12 protein-coding genes are annotated in these 16,776 nt (G+C 58.6%); all 12 read left to right on the top strand.

Annotated features, from left to right (window positions below; genetic code table 11):
• Positions 1–104: 104 nt before the first annotated feature.
• The 12 genes from CKW06_RS16640 (at position 105) to brxL (ending at position 16,772) form a co-directional block, all read left to right on the top strand.
• Positions 105–1,019 (top strand): WYL domain-containing protein, encoded by a 915-nt coding sequence (locus CKW06_RS16640; RefSeq protein WP_024958025.1) that lies wholly within the window; start codon positions 105–107, stop codon positions 1,017–1,019.
• A 62-nt stretch (positions 1,020–1,081) separates the two neighbouring features.
• On the top strand, positions 1,082–1,582 hold the full coding sequence (locus CKW06_RS16635; protein ID WP_024958026.1) for a BrxE family protein: 501 nt from the start codon (positions 1,082–1,084) through the stop codon (positions 1,580–1,582).
• A 2-nt stretch (positions 1,583–1,584) separates the two neighbouring features.
• Complete coding sequence (locus CKW06_RS16630) at positions 1,585–2,373, top strand: DUF1819 family protein (protein WP_024958027.1); 789 nt, start codon at positions 1,585–1,587, stop codon at positions 2,371–2,373.
• Positions 2,354–2,929, top strand: a complete 576-nt coding sequence (locus tag CKW06_RS16625; RefSeq protein ID WP_004146420.1) for a BREX protein BrxB domain-containing protein — start codon at positions 2,354–2,356, stop codon at positions 2,927–2,929. Before CKW06_RS16630 ends, CKW06_RS16625 begins: the two co-directional genes overlap by 20 nt.
• Positions 2,930–2,958: 29 nt before the next feature.
• Positions 2,959–6,591: a BREX system P-loop protein BrxC gene (gene brxC, locus CKW06_RS16620; RefSeq protein WP_024958028.1), complete on the top strand. Its 3,633-nt coding sequence runs from the start codon at positions 2,959–2,961 to the stop codon at positions 6,589–6,591.
• Positions 6,592–8,484 carry an Eco57I restriction-modification methylase domain-containing protein gene (locus CKW06_RS16615; RefSeq protein WP_024958029.1) on the top strand — a complete coding sequence of 631 codons (1,893 nt, stop codon included), beginning with the start codon at positions 6,592–6,594 and terminating at the stop codon, positions 8,482–8,484.
• On the top strand, positions 8,484–10,391 hold the full coding sequence (locus CKW06_RS16610; protein ID WP_032964290.1) for a BREX-1 system adenine-specific DNA-methyltransferase PglX: 1,908 nt from the start codon (positions 8,484–8,486) through the stop codon (positions 10,389–10,391). Before CKW06_RS16615 ends, CKW06_RS16610 begins: the two co-directional genes overlap by 1 nt.
• Before the next feature lies 1 nt (position 10,392).
• Entirely contained in the window at positions 10,393–11,106 is a 714-nt protein-coding gene (locus CKW06_RS16605; protein ID WP_024958030.1) for a dual OB domain-containing protein, read from the top strand.
• Positions 11,103–11,720: a DUF488 domain-containing protein gene (locus CKW06_RS16600; protein ID WP_032964292.1), complete on the top strand. Its 618-nt coding sequence runs from the start codon at positions 11,103–11,105 to the stop codon at positions 11,718–11,720. Before CKW06_RS16605 ends, CKW06_RS16600 begins: the two co-directional genes overlap by 4 nt.
• Complete coding sequence (locus CKW06_RS16595) at positions 11,717–12,151, top strand: DUF488 domain-containing protein (protein ID WP_024958031.1); 435 nt, start codon at positions 11,717–11,719, stop codon at positions 12,149–12,151. The genes CKW06_RS16600 and CKW06_RS16595 overlap by 4 nt, the downstream gene beginning before the upstream one ends.
• Positions 12,148–14,676 (top strand): PglZ domain-containing protein, encoded by a 2,529-nt coding sequence (locus tag CKW06_RS16590; protein WP_024958032.1) that lies wholly within the window; start codon positions 12,148–12,150, stop codon positions 14,674–14,676. The genes CKW06_RS16595 and CKW06_RS16590 overlap by 4 nt, the downstream gene beginning before the upstream one ends.
• Before the next feature lie 5 nt (positions 14,677–14,681).
• Positions 14,682–16,772 carry a BREX system Lon protease-like protein BrxL gene (gene brxL, locus CKW06_RS16585; protein ID WP_024958033.1) on the top strand — a complete coding sequence of 697 codons (2,091 nt, stop codon included), beginning with the start codon at positions 14,682–14,684 and terminating at the stop codon, positions 16,770–16,772.
• The last annotated feature ends 4 nt before the right edge of the window (positions 16,773–16,776 follow it).

Here is a 16,776-nt window from a genome sequence, read left to right as displayed (position 1 = left end):
GCATACAAGAATTAAAAACATTGCGTTGCCACATTCTAGAGCAGCTTATATACTTCCCGCAATAACCCGCACAAGTATTCGTTAACCCGATAGAGCACTCAGGAATGCCCAAAGACCAACTAGCAGAACTGACCCAGCCTCAGCGCGACCGGCTCGCGTTCATTGAGCTGCGTGTGCGCTTCGTGGGGGAGATCCGTCGGCAGGACTTGGTCGCCCGGTTTGGCATCCAATCCGCAGCGGCAACCCGGGATTTGGCGCTCTATAAGGAGTTGTCTCCGGGCAACATCGACTACGACCCCAAAGGCAAGGCCTACGTCCTGGGGCCGGACTTTCGCTCCATCTTCGACTTTCCTCCTGAGCGTGTGCTGTCATGGCTGACGCAGGGCTTTGGAGACGGCGAGCCGATGCGGCTCAAGGCGTGGGTGGCCAGCGAAAGCCCGTCAAGGCTTACGCACCCCGATCTGGATGTGCTGGCCAGCGTGACCCGTGCGATCCATCAGGGGTGTCCGCTCCGTGTTGAGTACTACTCGATATCTAGCGGCTGTACTGAGCGGCAAGTCGTCCCCTTTGCGTTGATCGACAACGGTCTGCGCTGGCATGTTCGCGCCTTCGACCGGAAGTCTCAGGAGTTCCGGGATTTCGTCATTACCCGGATCAAGAACCCTGTCGTGCTCAAGGGGCAGCCAGTTGCAGCCCATGAGATGAGCGATCAAGACATTCAGTGGACGCGGATCGTCGAACTGGAGTTGGTGCCGCACCCGGATCAGCCCCGGCCGGAGATCACCGAAATGGATTACGGCATGCGCGACGGCGTGCTGCGGATGAAGCTGCGCGCCGCCACGGCTGGATACATCCTGCGCAAATGGAGTGTCGACTGCTCTCCTGACCACAGCCTGCGCGGGCATGAGTACCGGCTTTGGCTGAGAGACCACCTTGCCATCTACGGTGTGCGCAATGCTGTTCTGGCCCCGGGATATGCAACACCTGAAGGCTCTGGCGCAGGAGCTGCAAATGACTGATCAACAGATGCAACAGCCTACGCGGGCCGCGTCGGCAAAACCAACGAACAAAGAGAAATGAAATGAAGGAATCCTACCTGTCTACCTTGCTGCAAATGAGGCTCCTTGTGGGCTTCCTCGGCGAGCGTGCTCAGTGCGCCTGGTGGCCCACGGCGTTCTATGAGGCATCAAGCAAGCTCTTCCTGGAACCCGTCTTCTCGAAAACGTCTCGCCTTGCTCAGTACCACGGTGTGCTGGAAGCAGCCCGACGATTGCACGACGAGCATCTGAGCGTGGGTAGCTACCACCTGTTCCGGTTGCCTGAGGAGATCGAGCAAGACCTGCACGCGACTGTGCAAAGCAGCGTGGGAGAAGAACTCACCAGCCAGGCGCCGCAAAGCATAGAGGCTGCGCTGGATGCGTTGAAGCGATTGGCTGCCACGGGTGGCACGTCCAGCGTTGGTCCAACGGCGGTCGGGGGCATCAAGGATCTCGATTCCACTGACACCCTGAAGACTATCGCTGCGGCCTATCTATCGGCGTTCACGCAGAACACCAAAACTTATCCGTATCTGGTGGGGTGATCGTGACCGACAACAAGCCCTACACGACTCAGCTACAAGCAGGCCTTGGACTCGTCAACGAGACCAAGACGTTGCTCGACCTGTGGTCGCCAGGCATGTCGGCGAATCAGTTGCATCAAGTCGCGCTGGAATCAGGTCGGTTCCCCACCGTTACCGCGCGCCGACTCCGCAACATCGTCGTCGAATGCTTTGCCCCGCGCTATCTGGTCAATGGCGGAACACCGGCTGCTCATCTCAAGCGGCTGTCGGCAACGATTTCCACTGCTGATCTGACGCAGCTCATGCTGGTTTTCACGAGCCGCGCCAATCCCATTCTTGGTGACTTCGTGCGCCACGTTTACTGGGCTCGGTATGCGGGCGGATATACACAGATCACCAATGAAGACGCTCGCGCCTTTGTCGAGCGAGGCATCGATGATGGCAAAACCATCAAGCGCTGGTCGGAAACCACCGTGCGGCGCGTCTCTGCCTACCTGACAGGATGCCTTGCCGACTATGGAATGCTTGAGCGCGGGTTGCGTTCGAGCCGCCGCATCCTGCCGTTCCGCATCTCGCCGTCTGCAGCTGCTTACTTAGCCTATGAGCTGCACTTTTCTGGCGTAGGTGACAACGCTCTGCTGACCCACGAAGACTGGCAGTTGTTTGGACTGGCACGCGAAGACGTGCTGGAAGAGCTCAAGCGACTTTCGCTGAAAGGGTTACTCATCATCCAAGCGGCGGGTGACGTGATCCGCATCAGCTGGAAACAACAAGATATGGAGGCGCTCTGCGATGTCCTCACTCAAAGCTGATTTCGACGAGCTGCGCGAGCGCATCCGGCACGGGCGCGAGCTTGGCCATGCGAGCTTCGAGCCGATCTACTACCTCGTCTTCCCGCCGGAACAAATCCTTGAGGTGAAGCGGCAAACGCCCGCTTGGGTGGCCAAGCTGCACCAGGAAGGCTGGGATGTGCACACGTTCTCCATCGCTGAGCAGATCTGGGCTCTACTGAAAGACGACCCGTTCTGGTCGCTGTGCGTGATGGAGGACAAGTCAGCGCCCTTGGATTGGCCACGTACCAACAAGGCGCTGGCGGACATTCTGACGGCGGATAACGGCTTGCTGAAGCGGCTCGAGGATGCCCTACAGCCGCTCGAAGGCCAGCAGAACGCGCTGCTGTTGGTAACGGACCTTGAGGCGCTGCATCCGTTTATGCGCATCGGCGCCATAGAAAGCCAACTCCAGGGCAAGTTTCACGTGCCAACGATTTTTCTGTACCCCGGCGTGCGAACCGGCAAGACACGCCTGAAGTTTCTCGGCTTCTATCCGGAAGACGGCAATTACCGCTCCGTCCACGTCGGCGGCTGAACAGACAAAGGAACCCTGGGACAAACCATATGACCATTCGCTCGCTTTTCGACCCAAGCAAGGACATCTACCGGACCATTGAGAAGGTCATCACCTATGGCGCCTCGCAAGAAGGCCGCCTCAAGGCTGAGATCTCCGAATACGTGGTAACAGAAAGCATTGAGGAGCAGTTCCGCAAGCTCCTCGATCGCATGCAGCTTGCGATGGAGTCCGGTGGTGAAAATGAGGTGGGCGTTTGGGTCTCGGGCTTCTACGGTTCCGGGAAGAGCTCGTTCACCAAATACCTCGGCCTGGCGTTTGACGATCAGCGCACCATTGACGGCACGCCGTTCATCAACTACCTGCAAGACCGCCTGCACAAGCCACAGACCAAGGCCCTCCTCAGCACCGTGGCGAAGCGCTTCCCGGCTGCTGTGGTCATGCTGGACCTCGCCAGTGAAATGCTCGCCGGCGCCACCATGGAAGACGTCTCCACGGTCCTCTACTTCAAGGTGCTGCAGTGGGCCGGCTACTCGCGCAACCTCAAGGTTGCGGCTTTCGAGCGCATGGTCGAGAAGGACGGCCGCACGCACGAACTGCATGAGCGCATCGCCCAGGCGTTGCCCGGTGCCACCTGGGCACGCGTCCAAAACAACCCGCTGGCCATCGACGGGCTGATCCCAAAAATCGCCCATGAGATGTACCCGGCACTGTTCCCGGAGGCCAAGTCCTTCTCTTCCAGCACCGAAGGCTTCTTCCAGTTCGAAGACCAGCGCGTGCAGGAGATGATCGACATCGTCCGCGAGAAGAGCGGCAAGCAGAACATCATTTTCATCGTCGACGAAGTCGGCCAGTACGTGGCCTCGCGTGACAACCTGATCCTTAACCTCGATGGCCTGGCCAAGAACCTCAAGCGCCTGGGCGACGGCAAGGCCTGGATCATCTCGACTGCGCAGCAGACCCTTACAGAGGACGACCCTCGCGCAGCACTGAACTCGGACAAGCTCTACAAGCTGAAAGACCGCTTCCCGATCCAGATCGACCTGGAATCGAGCGACATCAAGGAGATCTGCTACCGCCGCCTGCTCGGCAAATCACCGACCGGCGAGACTGAGCTTGGCAAGCTGTTCGATGCCCATGGTCAGGCGCTGCGACACAACACCAAGCTGCAGGACGCCAAGTACTACGACGCGGACTTCAGCAAAGAGAGTTTCACCAATCTCTACCCGTTCCTGCCGGCGCACTTCGACATCCTGCTGCACCTACTCGGCGCGCTCGCAAAGTCCACCGGCGGCATCGGCCTTCGCTCTGCGATCAAGGTGATCCAGGACGTCCTGAAAGGTGAAGGCGGTTCCAAGGCAATGGCCGATCAGCCTGTGGGCTGGCTGGCCACCACGGTGACGCTGTACGACGAACTGGAAAAAGACATCCGCCGCGCCTTCACGTCCATCCACCAGGCGGTCGGCAAGGTGCAGATTCGCTTCCCGGATTCACAACTCCATCAGGACATCGCCAAATCCGTCGCCGTGCTGCAGATCCTTGGCAACTTGCCAGTTTCCGTGCAGAACGTCGCCAGCCTGATGCACCCCTCCGTCACGGCAGCATCGCAGCTCGACACGGTCAAGAAAGCAGTTGAAGAAATGCTGAACGACGTGCATGTGCCGCTCGGCGAGAAGGATGGCAATCTCGTGTTCCTCAGCGAGAAGCTGCGAGATATCGAGCAGGAGCGCGGTGCCATTGCACTGCGCACCGTGGACGTGAAGCGCATCTTCAACGATGCACTGCGCGAGTCCTTCGATCCGCTGCCCCGTGTCAGCCTCCACGGCACAATGGCCGTCGCGACGGGCCTGAAGGTCCAGGCCGGTAGCGCCATCACCAGCCTGGCCGGTGATCAGAGCACGATCCAGACCGTTGTCGAGTTGGTGCCCGCCAGCGACTACGACACCGCCAAGAACCGTATGCTGGATGACTCCCGCAGCCGGGCGGGTCGAAATGTCATCGGGCTTCTGGCTCGCGCCAATTCCGAACTCGACGATCTGGCAAACGAAATCTATCGCTGCCAGCGCATCGCCGAATTGCATCGCAACGAGCCTGACCAAGAGGTCAAAGACTACTGCACCGGCCAGCTCGACCGTGCTGCCAAGCTGGCTACCCAGCTGCAGAGCAAGATTAAGCAAACCCTGCAAGCCGGCTCGTTTGTGTTCCGGGGACAGGCCACGGCGGTGTCGGCGCTAGATGCCGATCTGCTGGAGGCAGCCAAGAAGCTGCTTTCCGACGTAGCTGACCAGGTGTTCGACCGGTACGTAGAAGCTCCGGTACGTGCGGGAACCGACACCGCCGAGAAATTCCTCAAGGTCGCCAACCCCGCCGCCATCAGCAGTGCGCTGGACCCACTCGGCCTGGTGCAAACCGTGGCAGGTCGCGCTTCGTTCAAGACCGACCACAAGGCGATGATCAGCATCCGCGACTACATCGATAAGCGCGGCACGGTCGATGGCAAGCGGCTGCTCGACGACTTCAGCAGCGATCCGTTCGGCTGGTCGCCGGACACCACGCGCTACATCGTGGCCGCCATGCTCATGGCCGGCGAGATCAAGCTCAAGGTCTCAGGGCGCGAAGTCACAGCTGCTGGACAACAGGCGATCGACGCGCTCAAGACCAACAACTCCTTCAAGCAGATCGGCGTTGCATTGCGCGACGAGCGTCCGTCCATCGAAACGCTCGGTCGCGCCGCCGAGCGGCTCACTGAACTGGTGGGCGACATGGTGATCCCGCTGGAGCAAGAGATCAGCAAGGCGGCGGCCAAGCACTTCCCGCGCTTCCAGCACGACTACGGCTCTTTGGCCGAAAAGCTCAGCGGCCTTGGACTGGCGGGCAGTGACCGCATCCGCACCCTGAACCAGGACATTGCCGATGTCCTGTTCACCGATGCCTCAGACGCCCCTCAACGGCTGGGCGCCGAAACCTCCGCCATTTACGACAACCTCAAGTGGGCGCAGGAAGTGAAACGCGTGCTCGATAACGGGCTCGACGTCACCCTGCGCGACTTGCAAGCCCATCGTCGAGACATCGAGGCTTTGCCGGACACTGGCGTGCCAGGGGAATTGCGCCGCGAACTCGCCGAAGACCTGGGAACCCTGTCAGAGCGCCTGGGCAAAGAAGATTTTTACAAACACACCGCCGATTTCAATTCGCAGCTCACTCATCTGAAGTGCCGCGTGCGCGACGCCGTCATCACGCTCTCCGACCAGCAAAAACTGCGTTTGAAGGAAGGTGTTGAGGGTCTGCAGCGTATTCCCGAGTGGGAAGAGCTCACCCAGGAGGAGCGCGGCAACGCGGTGAATCGGCTGGATGGGCTCGCCCTGGCCGCCACACAGGATCTGGCCGGACTCAAGAAACTGCTGGCTCGCGACTACGACATCAATAGCACCCTCGATGACCTGAAGCGGTCGATCCAGCGCCAGGGTCAGGAGCGTCTGCGTCAGCGTATGGAAGAAGAGCGCGCCAAGACCGGCGAGAAGGGCCCGGCCAAACTCTCCAAGTCAATCGCAGTGCCGACCAAGATGACATCGGCAGCAGACATCGATGCGCTGATTCAGCAACTCCACGAAATCAAAGCGCAGCTCGGCCTCTATGCAGAGATCGAGGTTACGTTCTCTGTGGGCAATGGAGGCGATCAGTAAATGGCCTTCGACCAAACAACAAGAAACCGCCTGCAGCGCTTCGTTAACGATGCGCGCCGTGTGCTGGAGGAGGAATTCACCCGCCAGCTGCAAAACGACTACGGCATGGACCCGAATGCGGGTTCTGTCGCGGAGTTGGCTAGCCTCCGGCACATTAACGACGCCCAGCGCGAAACCGCCCGCATCCTGCGCGACACGCTGGCGCACTACACCGCCAGTGGCGACATGAATGCCATGCAGGGCTTGGACCGCATCGTGCGCGAGCAGGCCTTTACCGTGCTCAACCGCCTGGCCGCACTGCGCATGGCGGAGGCGCGCGGACTGCTGGTTGAATCGGTGGGCAACGGCTTCCAGGCGAAGGGGTTCCAACTTTACGCGCGCTTGGCCGGCACCGGCCTGGGCGAAACCGGCGACGCCTACCGCGTTTACCTGTTCAGCGTGTTCGATGAACTTTCCCAAGACCTGCCAGGCCTGTTCGACCGCTACTCACCGCAGGGCCGCCTGTTCCCGCGCGAAGCCGCACTGCTGCAAGTGCTGAATCTGATCAACGATGCCGACATCGCCCCGCTGTGGAGCGAGGACGAGACCATCGGCTGGATTTACCAGTACTTCAACTCCAAGGAAGAACGTAAGGCCATGCGCGATGCCAGCCAGGCACCGCGCAACAGCCGCGAGCTGGCGGTACGCAACCAGTTCTTCACGCCGCGCTATGTGGTCGAGTTTCTGGTGGACAACACGCTCGGGCGGCTTTGGTTCAATGCCACCGGAGGAGCTACCGGCCTGCGCGAGCGCTGCCAGTACCTGCTGGTGAAACCTGACGAGGCCCCCCAAGCTGCCACCAAGCTGCGTGACCCGCGCACGCTCAAGCTGCTGGACCCGGCCTGCGGCTCGATGCACTTTGGCCTGTATGCCTTCGATCTGTTTGCGGAGATTTATCGCGAGGCCTGGGCCTGGGAACAGCAGCACGGCCCAGGTTCGCTGGATGTATCCACCCAGCCGCAGGCGGCCCTCAAGCCACTGAGCCAAACCTACGAAGACGAAGCCGCCTTTCTGCGCGACGTGCCGCGCCTCATCATCGAGCACAACCTCTACGGCGTGGATATCGACCCGCGCGCCGCGCAGATCGCATCGCTGGCGCTGTGGCTGCGGGCGCAGCGTGCCTGGCACGACGCAGGCGTGAAGGCCAAAGACCGCCCGTTGATCGGGCGTGGCCATGTGGTCGCGGCCATTGCGCCGCCGGCGGAGCGTGAGCTGCGTCAGCAGTTCGCCGCCAACCTCGATCAACGCGATGCCGAACTGTTCGAGAGAACCCTCCAATTGCTCAAGGGGCTGCCGGAGTTAGGGGTGTTGCTCCAGGTCGAACGCGAGCTGCCACATTTGATCCGCCAGGTTTATGTCGGCAAGGGTACGGGCTTGTTTGCTGCGCAGGAGCAGGAGAGCTGGCAGCAGGCGGAGGCGCGTCTGCGCACGGCGCTCACTGAATTCGCGCAGGCAGCCAAGTCGACATATCAGGGGCGCCTGTTTGCGCAGGATGCCCTGCAAGGGCTTCGCCTCATCGATCTGTGCCGTGAAGTGTTCGATGTCGTAGTGATGAATCCGCCTTTTGGCGAACTGAGTGAGAGCGTCAAGAAATATCTGGAAGGCGCTTACCCGAATTCAAAGACCAATTTACTCACAATTTTCGTAGAGCGCGGAATCTCTTTGCTAAGAAATGAGGGTCGGTTAGGGGCCATTACATCCAGAACTTCATTCTTTCTCTCAAGTTACAAAAAATGGCGAAAGAACGTACTGCTCGCAAATACGAGACTCTGCGAGTTCATAGATCTCGGCGAGGGCGTTCTTGATGATGCAAATGTTGAGGTTGCAGCATATTGCCTGGAGGTCAACCAATAATGTCTGTTTTCATTAACCTCCTCACTTCGACGGACAAAGAATCCGATCTTCATTCGGCATTGAGGCAACTGAAGTCAGGCAGACAGGGACATGGGGTCTTCGAGAGGGATGCGGACTATTTTTCCGCAACTGAAGATTGCGCCATCCTCTATTCGATGCCAGCGAAGCTTTACGAATTCGCCATCAAAAAACAAACTCTCTCAAGAATCGGAGCACAGGCAAGACAAGGGAATGGCGCGCCTACTAGGTACCACCGACTTTGGTGGGAAGTTCTGGATAAATCTGCGGAGGACCAGGACGGCTTGGCGTGGCCATTCATGGCGCACGGAACCCCTTACTCTCCTTTTTACAAGGCTAGTTATTTTCGTTTCAAATGGGGTGGCGATGGGGCGGAGGCGAAGGCGGACATTGCCCATCGATATCCATACTTGAATGGAAACTATGGATTCAAGATCCAGGCAGAGGACCTTTATTTTGAGCCTGGACTTTGCTACGGGAAGCGTACATCAAATTTTTCTGTCCAGGTCATGCCCTCGAAGCACCTATTTTCTTTCGAGGGAACGGCAATATCAACACAGAGTGCTTCTATCGACGCTTGGGTGCTTCTTGGCCTCCTAAATTCGAAGCCTGTTTCATACTGGCTCTCTTTAGTTTGCGCACAGCACAAGGCCTACAACTACCTGCAGGCCCTACCGGTGCCCGACACGTTCGACCCGGCACTGGGGTTGCACTCATTAGAGGGCTGGAGCTTGATGCGCTCAATAAATTCCGTTGAGGAAACAAGTAATGCTTTCTTGTTGCCTGAATTCTTACAAAACCGATTGTTTGGCTTCGACCGTTTAAGCACTGAGAATCGCTTGTCTGAAATCAAAGAAGCGATAGATACCATCGCGTTCGGCCTGTACGGCCTAAGCGCAGAAGACCAAGAAATTATCAATCGAGGGAATGATTTATACCGAGCAGAAGATGAGTCTTCCGACGAGGACGACGGTGGGCCTGAGGAGGATGTTGAGCAAAGTAGCGCCATCGACTTGTTGCCAAGTGTCTTGTCTTGGGCTTGTGGTGTAGCTTTCGGGCGATTCGACTGGCGTCTGGCCACTGGTGAGCGTGCGGCGCCACCCGAGCCGGAGCCCTTCGACCCGCTTCCGGCGAAAAGCCCCGGCATGCTGCCGGACGGTGCCGATCCCTTCCACGCGCATGCGGGCATCCTGGTCGACGACCAAGGACATCCGCACGACCTCGCGCGCTTGATTGAGGAGGTTCTAGCTCGTGTCGACGTGACCGTACCGGATGACGTGCGCCGGTGGCTGCAGCGCGACTTCTTCGCTTTTCATCTACAGCGCTACTCCAAGAGCCGCCGCAAAGCGCCCATCTATTGGCCGCTGAGCACGACTTCCGGCAGCTACACGCTGTGGGTCTATTACCCCAGTCTCACCAGCCAAACGCTTTACACCGCCATCAACGACTTCGTCGAGCCCAAGCTCAAGCAAGTCGGCGCCGACGTGACGGTGCTGCGCAACAAGGGATCGGCTCGCAGCCGCGACGACGAAAAGCAGTTCGAAGCCCTGCAAGCCTTTGAGCTGGAGCTGATCGAGCTGCGCGACACCCTGCTCAAGCTCGCGCCCACCTACAAACCCAACCACGAGGACGGCGTGCAAATCAGCGCGGCGCCGCTGTGGCAGTTGTTCCGCCACAAGCCCTGGCAAAAGGTGCTCAAGGACACCTGGACCAAGCTGGAAAAAGGCGACTATGACTGGGCGCACCTGGCCATGAACTACTGGCCCGAGCGCGTACGTGAAAAGTGCAAGACCGACAAGAGCCTGGCCATCGCGCATGGTATGGAGGATTTGTACATCGAGCCCGAGGCAGTGCCGAAGAAAACTCGCGGAAGGAAAAAGGGAGAGTGAAATGAGCAGCGATGCGCCGAACAGTATTGAAACGATCGTTTGCCTGGCCAACTCAAGGAAGATTTCAGGGCGCTGTGTTGCTGGCAAGCGTACGGGCGATAACTCCTGGCTCCGCCCAATCAGCAATCGAGCAGGGCACGAAATCTCTGAGTTTGATCGTCGTTATTCGGACGGCAAAACGGCACAGTTACTGGATGTCATTGAGATTCCGTGTATCGAGGAACGCCCCCACGGCCACCAGAGCGAGAATGTTCTGATCGACGACAGATTCTATTGGGAGAAGAAAGGGAGCGCATCATGGGACGACGTCCTTGAATTGGTTGACCCTGCTGCGGACCTTTGGGCGAACGGATTCAGTGCCTACTACAACCGGAACAATCGCGTTCCAGAAGGACTCATCGACGAAGATGGCGGCTCCTTGCGCTTGATCGAACTTGACGAGATGGTTCTTCATGCGGGCCCTAAGGCCCCGGATTTCGGCGACATGAAACCGATCGTGCGGGCCAGTTTCAATTACCGTGGGCAGCACTACAAACTGGACGTCACCGATCCAGAGTATGAGCGCGCATGCTTGGAAAAAGGAGCTGGAGAGTATCGTATTCCTTCAGTCGTTGCATGCATCAGCCTGTCTGAGCCCCACACCAACCAGAATGGGGAGACGTTCGCGTACAAGCTCGTGGCTTCTATCATCACCAAAGAGAGAGCGGGCGGATGAGCGAACTTTTGACCATCGGGCACTCCACGCACCCAATCGATGCGTTTATTGCCCTATTGAAGCAGCATGGCGTTACCGCACTGGCTGATGTCCGTTCGCATCCCTACAGTCGGCATTTTCCGCAGTATTCCAAGGATGCGCTTAAGAATGCGCTTGCTCAGGCGCAGATAGCCTATGTGTTCCTCGGCAAGGAGCTAGGGGCTCGAAGTGAAAACCCTGCTTGCTATCGCCAAGGAAAGGTGCAGTACGACCTGTTGGCCAAGGAACCCTTGTTTGCACAAGGTCTAGAACGTCTGCGCCAGGGCTTGGAAAAGTATCAAATCGCGCTGATGTGCGCGGAAAAAGACCCGCTTGATTGTCATCGTGCAGTACTTGTCGCGCGGCGCATGTTCGAATCCGGAACGCCAGTGCAGCACATACATGCCGACGGGCATTTGGAAGAGCATCGCGCAATGGAGGCGCGAATGCTCCAGCTCCATAAGATGTCCGAAAACGACATGTTCCACACGCGCGAAGAAATTCTCATCGATGCATATCGGATTCACGGTGAGCAGATCGCTTATCAGGATGAGGCAATGCTGCAGGAAGAACTGCGAGAAGGGGCCAAACAATGAAGGTATTTACCATCGGATTCACAAAGAAGAACGCCGAACAGTTCTTCACGCGCCTCAAACAGCCAGGCCTGGTAAGGCTGGTTGATGCTCGCCTGAACAATGTGTCCCAACTCGCGGGGTTTACGAAGAAAGATGATCTGCGCTTCTTCCTTCGCGAGATCAACCGCATTGACTATGTTCATCGGCCGGACCTCGCGCCAACCAAAGAGATCCTCGACGAATACAAGAAAAACGGGGGGGACTGGGCTAGCTATGAAAAGCAATTCATGGACTTGATGGCTCGGAGAAAAGTTGAGGAAAAGGTCCCTAAAGATCTCATTGATGGCGGATGCCTTCTCTGCAGTGAGTCGACTCCTGAACACTGCCACCGGCGGTTGGTTGCTGAATACCTGAAGTCCCGCTGGGGTGACCTGGAGATCGTGCATCTATGAGCATTGCGGAATTCATTCGAGAAAGCGTGCTGCGGCCGCGTCTGAAGCAAGCTGGCGCCTTGGTGGTGTATGACGCCGACAAGCGCTACCGCGAGCAGTGTTTCGACTTGGCGGCCGACAAGGTGCGGGTGGTGGACGCGTCCGAAAGCAGCATCGAAAGTCGTGAGGCGGCGTTGCTTGCACTGCGCGAGGTGGGTCAGCCCAAAGCGCCGCTGGAAGGTGTGTTGATCTATGTGCCTGCCAAGCGCCCGGAAACCGACGAGCAGAAGCAAGCTGATCCGTTCGCGCTGTACGCAGAATGCGGCGCGTTGTTTCCGCAAGATGATGGCGACGAATACCTGAGCTTGTGTCTGCGCGCCAGGCCGGATCACGCTACCGAGATTCGGCAGGTCTTTGCCACTTCTCCCTCTGGGCCGACCTTTGCAGTGATCGACGCGATTGGCGGCGGCGTGAGCTGGCCCCAGTTGCGAGCCACATTGCGGGTGGAGTCCGGCCGCGAGATTCTGGCCGCACTGCTGGCCCCGAGTACCAGCCAATCCGAAGCGCTCAAGGGGCAGGAAGGCTGGGTGCAAGAAGCGCGTGACTTCCTCCGCGCTACCTTGGGTCTGAGCGTGAAGACGCGCGGCAAGACGTGGTCCGCGCTGGCGGATGAGCTGTGGCGCTACGTGCTGTTCAGTGAATTCGTGTTTGATTTGCCAGTCGCACTGCCGGACACCCTGAAGGGGGTGCCGCATGCGCCGATGGAGGCCAGACCTATCGTCGAGGATGTGTGCGACCGTCTGCGCAGCGACCCGAAGTCACGCGCGGCGTACATCGAACGTGCAGAAGCCATCGAGGTGGAACTCAATCTGACCGATCTTTGTGGGGCGATTGAGGACCTGGGCGAGCGCGACACCTTCCCCTTCGAGGAACGAACTTTCCTGCGCACCGCGATCAAGGGCATTGTCAGCGGCGACACCGATGCCACGCGCCGGGTACTGACCCGCCACAAGAGCTCGGTATGGCTAGGCAAGGGCGAAAGCCAGGCGCAGTGGGAGTTGGTGCGGTCTGGTTTGAGCCTGGTAGAGGCTTGCGATGATTTCGAGCGCCAGTTGCCGGATCACGCCCGCTCGCAAGCGGAGCTGATCGACTTCTACCTGGGCAGCCTGCGTGAAGCAGATCGCTTGCAGCGCGAGTTTGAGCAAGCGGCAGGTGACTTCCTTGACCCGCATGGTCTGATGCATGAAGTGATCAGTCAGGCCCGCGCCCGCTATAGGCGTCTGGCGGAAAAGGTTCAAGGCGTGTTTGTGAAACACGTCGAGACCGCCGGTTGGCCACCCACTGGACGCCTGGCCAATGCCGATGCATTTGATCGCCTGGTGGCGGATCGCCTCAAGGAAAGCGGGCGCAAGGTGGCCTACCTGATGGTGGACGCCCTGCGCTATGAGTTGGGCGTGGCCCTCGAAAAACTGCTGGCGGAAGACGGTCCCGTCGAGCTGCAAGCGGCCTATGCGCAGCTACCGACCATCACTCTGGTGGGCATGGCGAGCTTGCTGCCGGGTGCTCGCACGGGTCTGACCCTAGAGCTTGAGAACGATTCCCTGGTGCCGAAGCTGGCAGGGGCGCCGGTCAGCAATGTCACGCAGCGAATGGGCGTCCTGAGCAAGAAGTATGGCGACCGCTTCGCGGAGATGCCGCTCAACGATTTTGTTCGCGGCAAACCCAAGATCGCAGAGACAGTCGATCTGCTGGTGCTGCGCTCCACGGAAATCGACAGCCAACTGGAAAGCAACCCCGAGACGACGCTCGGGTTGATTCCGGGCACGCTGAAGCTGATTCGCGTCGCACTCCACAAGCTGCGTGGTATGGGCTTCAAGGAAGCGGTGATCGTCACAGACCATGGTTTCTTCCTGAACGCGCAAGCAGAAGCTGGCGATGTGTGCGTGAAACCGCAGGGGAAATGGCCCGTGAATGCCCACGACCGCATGATGCTGGGCGACGGCACAGCGGATGGTCACAGCCTGGTGGTCAGTGCTGAGAAGGTCGGCATTCGCGGTGATTTCACGCAAGTGGCACTACCGCGCAGCATGGCTCCTTATCGCTCAGGGCACCTGTATTTCCACGGCGGGGCATCCCTGACCGAGGCCGTTGTGCCCGTGCTGGTGGCCAGGCTGGATACCGCCGCCCATGCGGAATTGCGCAAGGTGGTGGTGGAGCTGAGCTACAAGAACGGCGCCAAACGAATAACTACGCGATTGCCGGTCATCGAAGTGATACTGGTGGCCGACGACATGTTCTCGCAAGACATGAGCGTGGAGATCTTGCTGGAAGCGCAAGACAGCAAGGGCAATGTGGTGGGAGAGCCGCGCCCAGGCGGGGATGTGAACCCTGCGACCAGAACCGTGACCCTGATGCCAGGCCAGCGCAAACAGATTGCGCTGCGGATGGATGATGAGTTCAGAGGCAAGTTCTCGGTTAAGGCGCTTAACCCGACGACTCTGGCTGCCTACAGCAATCTGGCGCTTGAAACCGACTATACGGAATGAGCCCTATGGACGAACTCGACCAAAAACTAAACGCCACTTTCGACGGCAAAGTCCTTCGTAAGGATCTGCTGCATCGAATCAAAAAAGGCACCAATGTCCCGACGTTCGTCCTGGAGTTCCTGCTCGCTAAGTATTGCGCCAGCAATGACCAGGCAGAAATGGATGCCGGCATGGAGGCCGTGCTGTCGTCGCTGCAGGAAAATTATGTGAGGCCGGACGAGGCGAATGCGGCGCAGTCCAAGGTCGCCACCAAGGGCAAGCACCGGTTCATCGACAAGGTTCACGTTCGCTACGTCGAGAAAGAGAAGCGCCACTGGGCATCGCTGGAGAACTTCAACTCGCAACGCATCGCGATTGGTGAGAAGTTCTACCGCGACAACGACAGGTTGCTGGAAGGCGGCATTTGGGCCGAAGTCACCTTGGCGCACAACGACATCGATGAGGACGACTACGCGTTTTCCATCGAGGACTTGCGCCCGATCCAACTGACCCGCTTCGACTTCGACCGCTACGCAGAAGGCCGAGCAGCCTTCACTCGCGATGAGTGGATCGCAGCGGTGCTGCGTTCCGTCGGTTTGGAACCCAGCAAACTCTCGAAACGCGTTCAGATGCATTTCATCGCCAGGCTTGCCGCGCTGGTGGAGCCCAATTACAACTACATCGAGTTGGGTCCGCGTGGTACTGGCAAGTCCTATTTCTTCAGCGAGTTTTCGCCCTACGCCACACTGATCTCGGGCGGCCAGGCGACCAAGGCCACGCTGTTCTATAACAACGCGCGCCGCAAGGTAGGTTTGGTCGGATTTTGGGACACGGTGGCCTTTGACGAGGTCGGTGGGATCAAGGTGCGCGATCCGGACACCATCCAGATCATGAAGGACTTCATGGCGAACGGGCGCTTTTCGCGCGGGGCCGAAGTGATCGCCGATGCCAGCCTGAGCTTTGTCGGCAACATTGATGTATCGGTGCAGCAGGTCGTGAACTCGAATGAGCACGATCTGTTTCAGCCCTTGCCACCAGAGCTCGACTTGGCGGTGATGGACCGTTTTGCCGCGTATATCCCAGGCTGGGAGATGCCCAAGAACAGCAGCGAGTTTCTGACCAGTAACTACGGATTCATCACCGACTACTTGGCAGAGGCCTTTCACTACCAGTTCAAGCACACGAACCGGTACGAGGAAGTCAGCAAGCGCATCCGACTTGGCAAGGCCATTGAGGGACGCGACGAAAAAGGCATCAAGAAGACCGTCTGCGCGTTCTTGAAGGTGCTGCACCCGAACGGGCCTCCGACCGACGAAGAGTTCGAAGAGTACGTGGCCTACGCGACCGAGTGTCGCCGCCGCGTCAAGGAGCAGATGAACAAGCGCAAACCGGATGACGAGTTTGCCCGGATCAATCTGTCTTACTTCAAGGCCAGCGGTGAGGAGGTGGTGGTCTTCTGCCCTGAGTCCAAGGATGCATCGGCAACACAGGAGCCAGCTCGCCGTCGCTTGAATCAGGCGGATGGGCAGCCTGCAGAGGTGGTTGCGGTGCAACCCACTGAGCAACCGGCGCCTGCTACTACGGAATCTCCAGCAGTGCCGGCACCGATATCACCGGCCCCTATTGTAATTTCGCTGCCACTAGTCGAACTCAAGGAACAGCACTTTACCATTCTCTATGGCGATACCGGTTACAGCTATGAGTCGATCATCGGTCCGTATCTGCAGGGTGCGAAGTCCGTCGTGATCGAGGACCCATACATTCGCTTGCAGCACCAGATTCAGAACTTTGTGCGCTTCTGCGAGACAGTGCTGAAGGCTGGAACCGTGAAGAAGATCAGCCTGATCACCGGCTACGACGACAAGACCCAGTTGGCTGACATCGCCGAGAAGCTCGATGAGCTAAAGCAGAGCTTGCTGGAATTGGATGTCGAGCTGGAAGTGAAGTTGAACCCGAACATGCACGATCGAGAGATTCGTATCGACAACGGCTGGGTGATCAAGATTGGCCGGGGGCTGGATTTCTTCCAGAAGCCCGGAGGTTGGTTCGAGGTGGGCGCGAATGATCTGAGCTTGCGCAAGTGCCTTGAAACGAAGGTGGATATCTTCCGCGCGTAAATCG

It is taken from the genome of Stenotrophomonas maltophilia (genome assembly GCF_900186865.1).
Classification (GTDB): Bacteria; Pseudomonadota; Gammaproteobacteria; order Xanthomonadales; family Xanthomonadaceae; genus Stenotrophomonas; species Stenotrophomonas maltophilia.
This window is presented reverse-complemented; position numbering and strand designations above follow the sequence as displayed.

Coding starts and splice junctions, on each gene's coding strand:
- CKW06_RS16640 (WP_024958025.1), top strand. CDS start 105: ATGCCCAAAGACCAACTAGCAGAACTGACCCAGCCTCAGCGCGACCGG.
- CKW06_RS16635 (WP_024958026.1), top strand. CDS start 1,082: ATGAAGGAATCCTACCTGTCTACCTTGCTGCAAATGAGGCTCCTTGTG.
- CKW06_RS16625 (WP_004146420.1), top strand. CDS start 2,354: ATGTCCTCACTCAAAGCTGATTTCGACGAGCTGCGCGAGCGCATCCGG.
- brxC (WP_024958028.1), top strand. CDS start 2,959: ATGACCATTCGCTCGCTTTTCGACCCAAGCAAGGACATCTACCGGACC.
- CKW06_RS16615 (WP_024958029.1), top strand. CDS start 6,592: ATGGCCTTCGACCAAACAACAAGAAACCGCCTGCAGCGCTTCGTTAAC.
- CKW06_RS16610 (WP_032964290.1), top strand. CDS start 8,484: ATGTCTGTTTTCATTAACCTCCTCACTTCGACGGACAAAGAATCCGAT.
- CKW06_RS16605 (WP_024958030.1), top strand. CDS start 10,393: ATGAGCAGCGATGCGCCGAACAGTATTGAAACGATCGTTTGCCTGGCC.
- CKW06_RS16600 (WP_032964292.1), top strand. CDS start 11,103: ATGAGCGAACTTTTGACCATCGGGCACTCCACGCACCCAATCGATGCG.
- CKW06_RS16595 (WP_024958031.1), top strand. CDS start 11,717: ATGAAGGTATTTACCATCGGATTCACAAAGAAGAACGCCGAACAGTTC.
- CKW06_RS16590 (WP_024958032.1), top strand. CDS start 12,148: ATGAGCATTGCGGAATTCATTCGAGAAAGCGTGCTGCGGCCGCGTCTG.
- brxL (WP_024958033.1), top strand. CDS start 14,682: ATGGACGAACTCGACCAAAAACTAAACGCCACTTTCGACGGCAAAGTC.